The organism is Arthrobacter sp. TS-15 (genome assembly GCF_006964045.1).
Taxonomy (GTDB): Bacteria; Actinomycetota; Actinomycetes; order Actinomycetales; family Micrococcaceae; genus Arthrobacter.
The window spans coordinates 27,268-39,076 of record NZ_SDXQ01000007.1; the positions used below are offsets into that span (position 1 = coordinate 27,268).

9 protein-coding genes are annotated in these 11,809 nt (G+C 65.3%); 7 read left to right on the plus strand and 2 right to left on the minus strand.

Going from position 1 to position 11,809, the window contains the following annotated elements; translation table 11 throughout:
* Nucleotides 1–39: 39 nt before the first annotated feature.
* From EU811_RS03625 to disA, 5 genes are all read left to right on the plus strand, one after another.
* On the plus strand, nucleotides 40–933 hold the full coding sequence (locus EU811_RS03625) for an urea amidolyase associated protein UAAP1 (RefSeq protein WP_142937154.1): 894 nt from the start codon (nucleotides 40–42) through the stop codon (nucleotides 931–933).
* The gene (locus tag EU811_RS03630) at nucleotides 930–1,586 is read left to right on the plus strand and encodes an urea amidolyase associated protein UAAP2 (RefSeq protein WP_142937155.1); all 657 of its coding nucleotides are present in this window, start codon (nucleotides 930–932) and stop codon (nucleotides 1,584–1,586) included. The genes EU811_RS03625 and EU811_RS03630 overlap by 4 nt, the downstream gene beginning before the upstream one ends.
* The gene (gene uca / locus EU811_RS03635) at nucleotides 1,583–5,257 is read left to right on the plus strand and encodes an urea carboxylase (RefSeq protein WP_142937156.1); all 3,675 of its coding nucleotides are present in this window, start codon (nucleotides 1,583–1,585) and stop codon (nucleotides 5,255–5,257) included. Before EU811_RS03630 ends, uca begins: the two co-directional genes overlap by 4 nt.
* Complete coding sequence (gene atzF, locus EU811_RS03640; RefSeq protein ID WP_142937157.1) at nucleotides 5,254–7,116, plus strand: allophanate hydrolase; 1,863 nt, start codon at nucleotides 5,254–5,256, stop codon at nucleotides 7,114–7,116. Before uca ends, atzF begins: the two co-directional genes overlap by 4 nt.
* A gap of 234 nt (nucleotides 7,117–7,350) precedes the next feature.
* A complete protein-coding gene (gene disA / locus EU811_RS03645; protein WP_011772955.1) occupies nucleotides 7,351–8,427 on the plus strand; it encodes a DNA integrity scanning diadenylate cyclase DisA in 1,077 nt (358 codons plus the stop codon).
* A 38-nt stretch (nucleotides 8,428–8,465) separates the two neighbouring features.
* Here the strand turns inward: disA and EU811_RS03650 are convergent, their stop codons facing one another.
* A complete protein-coding gene (locus EU811_RS03650) occupies nucleotides 8,466–9,149 on the minus strand; it encodes a hypothetical protein (RefSeq protein ID WP_142937158.1) in 684 nt (227 codons plus the stop codon).
* 135 nt (nucleotides 9,150–9,284) lie between these two features.
* Here EU811_RS03650 and EU811_RS03655 point away from each other — a divergent pair, with 135 nt between their 5' ends.
* Nucleotides 9,285–10,235: an A/G-specific adenine glycosylase gene (locus EU811_RS03655; protein ID WP_142937159.1), complete on the plus strand. Its 951-nt coding sequence runs from the start codon at nucleotides 9,285–9,287 to the stop codon at nucleotides 10,233–10,235.
* 123 nt (nucleotides 10,236–10,358) lie between these two features.
* Nucleotides 10,359–10,841: a hypothetical protein gene (locus EU811_RS03660; protein ID WP_142937160.1), complete on the plus strand. Its 483-nt coding sequence runs from the start codon at nucleotides 10,359–10,361 to the stop codon at nucleotides 10,839–10,841.
* 139 nt (nucleotides 10,842–10,980) lie between these two features.
* Here the strand turns inward: EU811_RS03660 and EU811_RS03665 are convergent, their stop codons facing one another.
* On the minus strand, nucleotides 10,981–11,793 hold the full coding sequence (locus EU811_RS03665; protein ID WP_142937161.1) for a helix-turn-helix transcriptional regulator: 813 nt from the start codon (nucleotides 11,791–11,793) through the stop codon (nucleotides 10,981–10,983).
* Nucleotides 11,794–11,809 lie beyond the last annotated feature (16 nt).

Consider the following 11,809-nt stretch of genomic DNA (forward strand, 5'->3'; position numbering starts at 1 on the left):
ACCACTTCACGTTCAAGCACAGACAGTTCAAGCACAGAAATGATTGCCATGACACAGACTCTTGAAACACAGACCCCTGAAGGCACCGCCACAACAGCCGGCGCCAAGCTGCACGCACGAGCCCAGCACGGGCGCACGGCCGAAACCATGATCCACGTCCCGCCAGCTTCTGCCCCGGCCCGCCTGATCGAAAACCTCCCTGCCGAGGCGAAGGACTCGCTGACCTGGGCGGAGACCCTCGCCTTCGGCCGCTACACCCATATGGAACTGGCCCGCGGGACGCGCTTGAGGCTCACGGACCTCGACGGCGATGCTTGCGTTCACGCTGTCGTCCTCCGAAGCGGTGCCCAGCATGAGCGGCTCAACGTTGCGGACACCGTAAAAGTCCCTTGGCAGGCCTACATAACCACGGGCCACCCGCTTCTCTCCGACGCCGGCCGTCTGATGGCAACCGTGGTGGCTGATTCCTCCGGCAAGCACGATGCCCTCACCGGCACCACCAGCCTGGCCGGTAACACCGCCAAGTACGGTGCCGGATCAGCCCACAGTCCGTCACCGGCAGGCCGCGAACTCCTCACCCTCGGCGGCATGAAGCACGGAGTCAGCCAAAGGCAACTACCGCCGTCGTTGTCGTTCTTCAAGGGCGTCACCGTGGACCGGAATGGCCGCACGCAGTTTGCCGGCAGCGCCGGCGCCGGGGCCGTCGTCGAACTTCTCCTCCACATGGACGCGGTGCTGGTACTGACCAATACCGCCCACCCGCTGGACCCACGCCCGGAGTTCACAGGCAGCGCTGTGGACATCGTCGCGTGGCGTGCGCCGCAGGACCTCACAGCCCTGGTGGACGGAACCTCCACTGTTGACCTTGGCCCGGAAGGGCGTCTTGCCCTCCACAACACTGAACTCGACTACAACGCAAGGACTTCCGCATGAACGCCATCGCAGAAATCAGCCCCGCGCTCATAGCGGGGAAAGTGGTACTGGACGAGCTGGTGGAAGCCCGCGGCCCATGGTCGGCCGTAGTGGCTGCCGGCGACGTGCTCACCATCGTGGACCTGGACGGTAATCAGGCCGTGGATTGCATCCTCTACGCAGCACATGACACCGGCACGCGATACTCCGCCGCCATGACAATCGCCAGCCAGGGCTCGATCTTCCTCACCACCGGCTCGGTTCTCCGTTCGGACAGCGGCCAGGAACTCATGACCGTGGTGGCCGATGAAGTGGGCATCCACGACACCATCGGCGGCGCCTGCTCGCAGGAATCCAACACCCTCCGCTACGGGCAGCACACCCATGAACAGCACGCCTGCGTGGAGAACTTCCTCATTGAAGGCGCCAAGTGGGACCTGGGCAAGAAGGACCTGGTGTCCAACATCAACTGGTTCATGAACGTGCCGGTGGACCCGGATGGTGCCCTGGGCATCGTGGACGGGTTGTCCGCACCGGGTAAGCGGGTGGCACTCCGCGCCGAGGTGGACACCCTGGTGCTGGTGTCCAACTGCCCTCAAATCAACAACCCTTGCAACGGTTTCAACCCCACGCCGGTGCGCATGATCGTCACACGTCCGGAGGCCCGCGCATGACCCGTTTCGACACCCTCCTCATTGCCAACCGCGGAGAGATCGCCTGCCGGATCATCGAGTCGGCACGCAAGGCGGGGCTGCGCACTGTCGCCGTTTTCTCCGAGGCTGACCGTGGCGCCAAGCATGTGAAGCTCGCAGATGAGGCCGTCCTGTTGGGACCAGCACCGGCCAAGGAGTCCTACCTGAAGGTTGAAGCCATCCTCAGTGCGGCGGCTGCCACCGGTGCCGGCGCCATTCACCCCGGCTACGGATTCTTGTCCGAAGATGCTGCTTTCGCCGAAGCTGTGGAGGCAGCAGGGCTCGTCTTTGTGGGGCCTACCCCCCAACAGCTCCGAATCTTCGGGACCAAGCACACCGCGCGGGATGCAGCCCAGCGCGCCGGGGTTCCCATGATCGCGGGATCCGGCCTGCTGGAAGACGTGGACGAGGCCGTGGCAGCAGCGGAAACCATCGGCTACCCGCTCATGCTCAAAGCAACCGGCGGTGGCGGCGGAATCGGCATGGCAGTGTGCCGCGACGAAGCGGACCTCCGCAGCAATTACTCCCGGGTGGCCCGCTTGGCCAGCTCCAGCTTCGGGACCGCCGGGGTCTTCGCTGAGAGGTACATCGAGCACGCCCGCCACGTGGAAGTCCAGGTATTCGGCGACGGTGAGGGCCGCGTCGTAAGCCTCGGTGACCGTGACTGCTCGCTGCAACGACGCCACCAGAAAGTACTCGAAGAAGCGCCCGCGCCGGATCTCCCGGACGCTTTGCGGGAGGAACTACACCGGAGCTCCCGCGCACTCTGCGCCTCCGTGGGCTACCGCTCTGCAGGCACAGTGGAGTTCGTCTACGACCCCGTCCGCCAGGAAGCATCCTTCCTGGAAGTCAACGCCCGGCTGCAAGTTGAGCACCCCGTCACCGAAGCCATCACCGGCGTGGACCTGGTGGAGTGGATGCTGAATCTGGCCCAGCAGGAGCCCGTGCTTGATGGCGTGCCGGACAGCGTGCCCGTCTCAGGACATGCCGTGGAAGCCCGCATCTACGCAGAAGACCCTGCCCGCAATTTCCAGCCCAGCGCCGGAACCGTCACCAACGCGCAGTACCCGGCCTCCGACGTCGTACGCATTGACGCCTGGGTGGAAACCGGCAGCGAAGTCTCCACCAGCTACGATCCCCTGCTGGGCAAGGTCATCACGTCCGGTACCACCCGCGACGCCGCCTTCGACGCCCTGGCCGCTGCGCTGGCAGAGACCCGCATTGATGGCATTGAGACGAACCTGGGCATGCTGCGTGCCGTGGCCGGGATGGACGTGGTCCGAGCTGCAGAACATTCCACCGGAACCCTGGACTCCGTAGGTGATCCCGAACCGCGGATCACCGTTGAACGGCCGGGCCTCCAAACCAGCGTGCAGGACTGGCCGGGCAGGACCGGACTGTGGCAGATCGGCGTGCCGCCCAGTGGTCCCATGGATGACTTGTCGTTCCGGCTGGGCAACACCGCCCTGGGTAACCCCGAGGGCGCGCCCGGGTTGGAGTTCACCATGGCCGGGCCGGCGCTTCGGTTCACCCACGCCACCACGGTGTGCGTCACCGGCGCTGACGTCGCCGTCACCGTCAACGGCGTCGCGGCTAACACTTGGGAGCCCATCACCGTCCCCGGGAACGGCCTGTTGGATGTCGGCTCGGCTGACGGTTCCGGGCTGCGGGGTTACATCCTGTTTGAAGGCGGGCTGGATGTTCCCCAGTACCTTGGCAGCGCGTCCACCTTCACCTTGGGCCAGTTCGGCGGCCACGGCGGCCGTGTGCTGCGGGCCAGCGATGTGCTCCGAACGGTCACCGGTCACCTGCCTGAAACGGTCCCCGGCGCGGTCCCGGCCGAGAGCCGCCCGGTGCTCACTTCCGAATGGGAGCTGAAGGTGGTGGAAGGGCCCCATGGCGCACCGGAATTCTTCCAACGCGAAGACATAGAGGAGCTCTATTCCGCCGAATATGAGGTTCACTTCAACTCCGCCCGCACCGGCGTCCGCCTGATCGGGCCCAAACCGCGCTGGGCGCGCAATGATGGCGGCGAGGCCGGACTGCACCCCTCCAATATTCACGACACCGCCTACTCGGTAGGCGCCCTGGACTTCACCGGCGACACCCCCATCCTGCTGGGCCCGGATGGTCCCAGCCTTGGCGGTTTTGTCTGCCCCGTCACCGTGGTGACCGGCGAGCGCTGGAAGTTGGGGCAGTTGCGGCCCGGCGACAAGGTCCGTTTCGCGCCGATCCGATCGGTTGATGCACCGTCCGTCAAGGAACTCGGCGCTGCACGGCAGCTGATACTCCCGGGCGGAACGGACTTCAGCAGCAGCGCAGCCGGGGTGCTGCGCGGAGACGGCGACGACGGCGTGCTGGGCCGGGTGCCCGAAGGCGAGGGCCGGCCTGCGGTCACCTTCCGCCGCTCAGGTGATGACAATCTTCTGGTGGAATACGGGGATATGGTGCTGGACCTTGGCCTCCGCGCACGGGTCCACGCCCTGCACCAGGAACTCGAACGCCTTGGTGTCCCGGGCATCGTGGATCTGACTCCGGGCATCCGGTCCTTGCAGATCAAGGCCGATCCGTCCCTCCTGCCCACGTCCAAACTGCTGGGCCTTGTGCGCGAGGTGGATGCTTCACTGCCTGCTAGTTCGGAGCTGGTGGTGCCCAGCCGCAGCGTCCGGCTCCCGTTGTCTTGGGATGATCCCGCAACCCGTGAAGCCATTGAGCGTTACATGGCCGGTGTCCGCGACGACGCCCCCTGGTGCCCGTGGAACATCGAGTTCATCCGCCGTATCAATGGCTTGGACTCCGTGAACGACGTTTTTGATACCGTCTTCAACGCCGAGTATCTGGTGTTGGGGCTGGGCGACGTATACCTCGGAGCTCCGGTGGCAACGCCCTTGGATCCGCGGCACCGGCTGGTCACCACCAAATACAACCCCGCCCGCACGTGGACCCCGGAAAACGCCGTGGGCATTGGCGGTGCCTACATGTGCATTTACGGCATGGAGGGTCCCGGCGGTTACCAGTTTGTTGGACGGACCACGCAAGTCTGGTCGCGCTATGCGGACGCTGCGCCCTTTGAGCCGGGCTCCCCGTGGCTGCTCCGGTTCTTCGACCGCATTTCCTGGTACCCCGTCAGCCCTGAGGAACTCCTGGATCTTCGGGCGGATATGGCTGCCGGCAGGGGCCGTGGGGTGGAGATTGAGGACGGAACCTTCTCGCTGGCCGAACATGAGGAATTCCTGGAACGCAACAGCGTCTCCATTGCGGAGTTCCGTGAAACACAGGCGGCCGCATTCGCCGTTGAACGTCAGGCGTGGGAGGAAGCCGGCGAGTTCGATCGCGCAGAGCAGGCTGTTTCCCTGGCCCCGCCGGCGGACGATGTGGTGATTCCCGACGGCGGCACCTTGGTCACGTCCCCGTTCGCCGCGAGTGTGTGGAAAGTGGACGTGGAACCCGGCGACGTGGTGGTAGCCGGCCAGTCGTTGGTTTCCCTGGAGGCCATGAAGATGGAGACGGTCATCCAGGCTCCGGTGGATGGTGTGGTCCAACGAGTCCTGCCCACGGCCGGCGCGCAGGTGGTAGCAGGCGAGGCTTTGGTGGTGCTTGAGCCTGTGGATGTCCGGGAACCGGCACTTGTGCTGGAAGGAAGCGCACTATGATCAGCCCCAAAGTCACCACTGCGGAACGCGTCCTTGCCGCGCTTGAGGCGATTGACGCCGTCGACCGCCCTGAAATCTGGGTCCACCTCCGCGGGCGGGATGAACTGCTCGCAGAGGCGGCAAGGATCGACGCCGCGACTGCCGCCGGGGAGGACCTGCCGCTTGCGGGTCTCCTGCTCGCCGTGAAGAACAACGTGGACGTTGCCGGTGTGATGACGACGGCGGCGTGCCCCGGTTTTGGCGAGGTGCCCGCCCGGGATGCGGTGCCGGTTGCGAGGCTCCGCGCTGCGGGGGCGTTGGTGCTGGGAGCTACCAACCTGGACCAGTTCGCCACGGGACTGGTGGGTACCCGCAGCCCGTATGGAGCTGTGCGCGATTCGCGGCGTCCTGAGAGGATTTCCGGCGGTTCGAGTTCGGGTTCTGCCGTGGCAGTGGCCTTGGGCCTGGTGGACCTTGCCATCGGGACGGACACCGCCGGTTCGGGCCGGATTCCCGCGGCGCTGCAAGGAATTGTGGGGATCAAACCAACCCTGGGCGTGGTGTCCACCGACGGCGTAGTTCCGGCGTGCCGTTCCTGGGACACCGCCACGATTTTCGCGCGCGACCTCGCCACGGCCGAGCTCGCCATGGGCATCATGGCCGGTGAGGGGCGCAGCTGGCCCGCGGACGTCAAACTCGCTGCGCCGGCCACACCGCGGGTGGCCTACCCCGCTGCCCTGCCTGCCCTCCCGGACGCGTGGGCGCTCGAGTTCAAGGCACAGATCGAACGGCTGCGCTCCACGGGCGTGGTGGCCGAAGCCATCGAGCTGGACGTCTTCCTTGAGGCTGCACGGCTGCTGTACGACGGCGGATTGGTGGCCGAACGCTATGCCGCCGTCGGCAGCTTTGTTGACACGGTGCAGGACGGAGGGGTTTCCGCCACGCTCGACCCCACAGTGGCCGGGATCATCACAGCCGCGGGCAAGGTCCCTGCGCACAAGTACGTGACTGACACCGGGGCCCTGGAGAAGCTCCGCCGTGAGGCCATGCTGCGACTGGAGGGCTTCGATGCCCTGATCGTGCCAACCGCACCTTTCCATCCGACGCTGGCAGAGGTCGCGGCCGATCCCGTGGGGGTCAATTCCCGGATGGGTACGTATACCAATTTCTGCAACCTTTTCGACCTCAGCGCTGTGGCAGTGCCGGCCGGGACTGTCACTGACACCGCTGAAACCGGGGAGTCAGGGAGCGTCTCCCAGTTCGGTCTCACTGTGGTGGCCCGAACTTTCGAGGACGGCGTGGCCGCGGACATTGCACGGCGGATCGAGCTCACCCCGGAGAAGCCGGGACTGTTCGCTGCCGGAGCTGCCGCTGCCAGCGACGCCGCGCCAAAGGTTCCCTGGCCGGTTGCCGCGGGCGCCGTCGTCGTACCTCTTGTGGTGGTGGGCGCCCACCGGAAGGGCCAGCCGTTGGCGGCGGAACTTGAGCGGCGTGGAGCTTTCTGGGATGGCCGGGTAGTCACTGCGGCGAGGTACCGCATGGTGGCGCTGGAAACCACACCCCCTAAGCCTGGCGTGGTTCGATCTGAACAGGGAACCGGGCTGGTTGCAGAGCGGTGGTTGCTGTCCGAGTCCGCCCTGGGGTCTTTCCTCGCTGACTTGCCCGAACCCATGCTGCTGGGGTCCATCACCTTGGACGATGGGAGCACGGCAGTGGGATTCGCATGCGATGCCGTAGCTGCGGCCAGCGCGCGGGACATCAGCGAATACGGCGATTGGATTAAATATCTGGAAGAAAGTACCTCCTTGCCGGGCAACCAAGGACTGTGGCGGGAGGCAGGCACTGCCTTGCTGACAGGCCTTGGCCGCGGCCAGCGCTAGCGCGGTGGGCGGCCGGTTGACGGAAATAGGGTTTCATCAATCGGCAGCCAAACCACTTTCGAGGCAGCACCGAACATCACGAAATGACCCACTTTGGGGCTTGCTGGTGCGGTTAACGGTGTCCGGAAGCCCTATCATTGTGCTTGTCGTCATGTGGGCATTTTTGGTAGTGCTCGCTGACGCCGGATTCAGCTTGTCTGTGAGCCATGGCTTGCACCTTCGAAGGGAAACCCTATGGCCCGGAGCCCGGAAGAGTCGCTCAAGGCGACCCTTGCCAGAGTCGCACCCGGAACTCCGCTGCGTGACGGCCTTGAACGCATTCTTCGTGGACGGACTGGTGCGTTGATCGTGCTGGGCTACGACCGCACCATCGACTCCATCTGTTCCGGCGGATTCGACATCGGCATCGATTTCTCCCCAACACGTCTGCGCGAACTGGCCAAGATGGACGGCGCCATCATCTGTGACAAGGATGCCAGCAACATTGTCCGGGCCGCCGTCCAACTGGTTCCCGATTCCAGCATCGAAACCCAGGAATCAGGCACCAGGCACCGCACCGCAGAACGTGTAGCCATCCAGACCGGCGTTCCCGTTATTTCCGTCAGCCAATCCATGCAAATCATCGCCCTCTACGTGAACGGTTTGCGCCACGTCCTGGAAGGCTCCGAAAAGGTCCTCGCCCGCGCCAACCAGGCCCTGGCAACCTTGGAGCGGTACAGCGCCAGACTGGACCAGGTCACCAGCTCACTTTCGGCCCTGGAGATCGAAGCACTGGTCACGGTCAGGGACGTTGCGGTCACCCTGCAGCGCCAGGAAATGGTCCGCCGTATCTCCGAGGAAATCGCCCAGTACGTGCTGGAACTCGGTGAAGACGGCCGACTGCTCTCCCTCCAGGTGGAAGAACTCACCGTAGGCCGCGGCCCGGGGAGCGAAGTCATCATCCGCGACTACTCCGATCCCGACGCCACTCCTGAGCAGATCGAGGAAGCCGTCCAGGCACTCCTCAACCTTGGCCCCACAGAATTGATCGACCTCAGCCGCATTGCCCACATCATTGGCTTCGCCGGCGGAGTAGAGCAGCTGGACGCCGTGGTTCAGCCGCGCGGGTACCGCCTCCTGTCCGGCCTCAAGTCCGTTCCCAAGGCAGTGGCCGACCGTTTGGTGGACTACTTCGGCGGACTCCAGAACCTCATGGCTGCCACTATTGACGACCTCATGACCGTGGACGGAATCGGCGATCAGCGAGCCCGCACAGTCCGCGAAGGATTGAGCCGCATGGCCGAAGCGAGCCTGCTGGACCGGTTCCTCTAAAGGCGACGGCCGCCGTCGGGCCCTGTTTCGGACGAGAACTAGTTCAGCTGGAAGGCGACCTTGGGGCTCGCCTTGTTCCCCAGGCGGGCTTCGAACGTGTAGTAGGCGCCGCCCGCGCCCGGCGTGGCCGCGATGCTGGCACAGCCTTCCAGCGTCCGGTTGCGCTGCCACGGGAAGTTCGCCGTCTCGCTCTTGCCGGGCTGGATGGTCTTGATGAGATCCTCGCCGCCCGTCTGACAGTCCTTGGAGGAGAAGATCCGGTCCGAGCCGCTCATCAGCAGGTACTCCATTTGGGAGGTGCCCACGTTGACCTCACACGGGGCCGTGCCGCCATTGGTGATGGTCATAGTCAGCAGCGGCTTTTCCTCCGGACCGTAAGCGGGCTTATCGGTCTTGGCGGCCACAGTCATCAAGTTCAAGTCGCACACGGGTGTGGGCGACGGCGATGCCGCCGCTGTGCCCGTCGGTGTACTTCCCGGCGTCGGCGCCGTTGATGCCTGGGACGTGCTGACGGCCTGCGGCTCCGGATTTCCGGAGAGCGCGCCGGCGAGGGCCACGACGCCGCCGATTACCACTACGATAACCAGCAGCAGGGCGCCGAAAAACACTTGCCGACGGCGCCGGTACACGGCAGGGCTCGGCCGTCGCTTTGCGCTGGGGGAAGCGCCCTTCGCCGCCGCTGATGTGCGCGCGGTCGGCGTCTGCTTACCCTTGTTGGCCATGGTTCTAGGCTAGGCTCGCAGCCGCATTGGGACCTAACCTCCACGCCGAAAGAGCCTCATGCCGGCCTGTGTGACGTCGGCCATGGGCTCTCCCGGACCGCCATGCCTCCGGATTCCACTACAGTGGATGGCAGCATGACACTTCCCGATTCAGGCCAGCTGGCAGGCCTCCACCAAGCCCTTGATCAGTGGTTCGCTGAGGCGGCCCGCGACCTCCCGTGGCGCGAGCCGGATTGCAGCGCGTGGGGCATCCTGGTTAGCGAAGTGATGCTTCAGCAAACACCCGTTGTCCGCGTGCTGCCGGTCTGGCTCGACTGGATGGAACGCTGGCCCACACCCGCCCACCTTGCCGACGAACCGTCGGGCGCAGCCGTCCGCCATTGGGGGCGGCTCGGTTATCCACGCCGGGCTCTGCGGCTGCACGCGGCCGCCGTCGCAATCCGTGATCAGCACGGCGGCAAGGTTCCTGACACTTTTGACGAGCTCCTGGACTTGCCGGGTGTAGGCAACTACACGGCGGCCGCCGTCGCGGCTTTTGCGTTCGGCCGGCGCGAAACAGTGGTGGACACCAACATCCGGCGCGTCCACGCGCGGCTCATCTCCGGCAGCGCGCTCCCGGCGCCGGCCTTGACCGCTGCGGAGATGCGGCTGGCCGCGGCCCTCATGCCCGAGGACCAGGAGTTGTCCGTGCACTGGAACGCTTCGGTCATGGAACTCGGCGCCATGGTGTGCACCGCCCGCAGTCCCAAGTGCGCTGAATGCCCGGTCCGTTCCAGTTGCGCCTGGCTCGCCGCCGGCGAGCCGCCGCCGTCGTACACTCCAAAGGGGCAGTCCTGGCACGGCACGGACCGCCAGGTGCGCGGTGCCGTGATGGCCGTCCTCCGCGAGGCGGCCACCCCGGTGCCCCGCGAAATGTTCCAGCAAGCACCGGCGGATCTCGGGTTCGCGCCGTCCGGCGTCGGAATCCCGCTCGCCGCACTGCACCGGCTCAACTCCGCGCCCGAGCAACTCGAGCGCGCCTTGGAGGGTCTCTTGATGGACGGTTTGGCGGAAATGCACGACGGCGGTCTGCGGCTTCCGGCGTAGCTTTGGCCGGGTGCGGTATCGGTTGGGCAACAGGCTTCCAGGATCCATAACAATGCAGGCGCCGTTTGCCCTGCGCCAGCGGCATTCCCGCGACACCCACTGAGTGCAGGCCTACCCTGAAGCATGGGCAGAATTGGATTGGCGTTGACCCTTGCCGGGACCGCAGCATTGCTTCCCGGCTGCCTCGCCGAACCCGTGGGTTGTCCGGCGATCGGGCACGTTGCCGGCGTATCCCTGACCGTGGCGGCGGACTATGCCCCGGACGTCGCTTCGCTTCGATTGAAGGCCTGCCAGGATGGCATCTGCACGGAGAAGGACCTCATGCTGAACCCCGGGGCAACCTCCGTGGACCAGGGCTGCACGCCCGATGGCGTGTGCTCTGCGACATCCTCGCCTGACGGGACGCTTCACGGGTTTATGGAGCTCCCCGCGCTGTCCGAAAGTCCTCTTGAGGCAACCGTGACTGGCTTTTCCCGGGCCGGTGTCGCGTTGCCGACGCGTACCCTGACCTTCACTCCCCGAGGTGAGTACCCTTACGGTGAGCAGTGTGGGCGGGTCATTTCGGCTGGCCTGACGCTGGACGGAGCAGGTTTGCGGCAGCGGTAGTGCTGGCTATGCGCCTGCGTCGATGATGAGCCTCGAACCGCCGGAGTCGTCTTCGTCCTTCCCGCAACGTGTACAGCGCCTGCAGCTGCCACGTGAACCGCCTCCTAGTCACCATGAGCGAGCCGGGTTCGGGCAAACACTATCCCGGTGGTCCCCCAACAGCCTTCCGGTAACCACTTGGCGTGAAACCCAGGTACTTACGGAAGTCGTTCGTTAGGTGCGCATGATCTGCGTAGCCAAGTTCGACGGCGATCGCCGCAAGGTCCGCTGTTGGGTTGGACCGGGCAAGCTCGGCGGCATCCTGCAATCTGCGGCGCCGTATGAGGGCGGAAGGGCTCAACCCGACGTACTTTGCAGCGATTCTTTGCAGGGTTCTGGGCGATACGGCAAGACGGGACGCCACATCCTCAATCAAGAACACATCGGGCTCGGATGCGATCACATCCACCATCCGGTTCGCGAGCAGGGCTTCCTCGTCAGCAACGCACTCCAGCGAAACCAGCCACGCAACAAAGGCTTCCACTGCCCGCTCTCGGCGAGCGCCGCCGTCGTGCGTGTTGCCACCTGAAGTGGCCGTCATGGCTGCCGACACTGCCTTCTGAAGGTGGGCGAAGTCCAGCACCACTTCCTGATCGCGGAGAGCGGCGGGGTTGTCGGTGAAAAGCGGCACTGCTGCGGGCCGGAGTAGTGCGCCCACGGCCCAGCCCTGGCCTGTCAGGTCGCGGTAGGCGGCGCGGGTGGTTGGCCCGGAGAACTCCACCGCATCGCCTTGCACCACCAGGTTGGATGTGGGGTAGGCGATCACATGTTGCCGTGATGACCGGCCGGGTTCGATGTCCCACTCCGGAATCCAGAACCACTGCACCAAATGGGACACAGAAGCCGGAGCCGGGATGCGATGGAAGGTGGGCAGTCGCGCCGGATACAGGATGCCCTTGAACGAACCTTCCATTGGAGCCTCTCCACTG

What these genes read in the sequence shown, in the direction of transcription:
- EU811_RS03625 (WP_142937154.1), top strand. Translation starts at nt 40, where the DNA reads ATGATTGCCATGACACAGACTCTTGAAACACAGACCCCTGAAGGCACC.
- EU811_RS03630 (WP_142937155.1), top strand. Translation starts at nt 930, where the DNA reads ATGAACGCCATCGCAGAAATCAGCCCCGCGCTCATAGCGGGGAAAGTG.
- uca (WP_142937156.1), top strand. Translation starts at nt 1,583, where the DNA reads ATGACCCGTTTCGACACCCTCCTCATTGCCAACCGCGGAGAGATCGCC.
- atzF (WP_142937157.1), top strand. Translation starts at nt 5,254, where the DNA reads ATGATCAGCCCCAAAGTCACCACTGCGGAACGCGTCCTTGCCGCGCTT.
- disA (WP_011772955.1), top strand. Translation starts at nt 7,351, where the DNA reads ATGGCCCGGAGCCCGGAAGAGTCGCTCAAGGCGACCCTTGCCAGAGTC.
- EU811_RS03650 (WP_142937158.1), bottom strand. Translation starts at nt 9,149, where the DNA reads ATGGCCAACAAGGGTAAGCAGACGCCGACCGCGCGCACATCAGCGGCG.
- EU811_RS03655 (WP_142937159.1), top strand. Translation starts at nt 9,285, where the DNA reads ATGACACTTCCCGATTCAGGCCAGCTGGCAGGCCTCCACCAAGCCCTT.
- EU811_RS03660 (WP_142937160.1), top strand. Translation starts at nt 10,359, where the DNA reads ATGGGCAGAATTGGATTGGCGTTGACCCTTGCCGGGACCGCAGCATTG.
- EU811_RS03665 (WP_142937161.1), bottom strand. Translation starts at nt 11,793, where the DNA reads ATGGAAGGTTCGTTCAAGGGCATCCTGTATCCGGCGCGACTGCCCACC.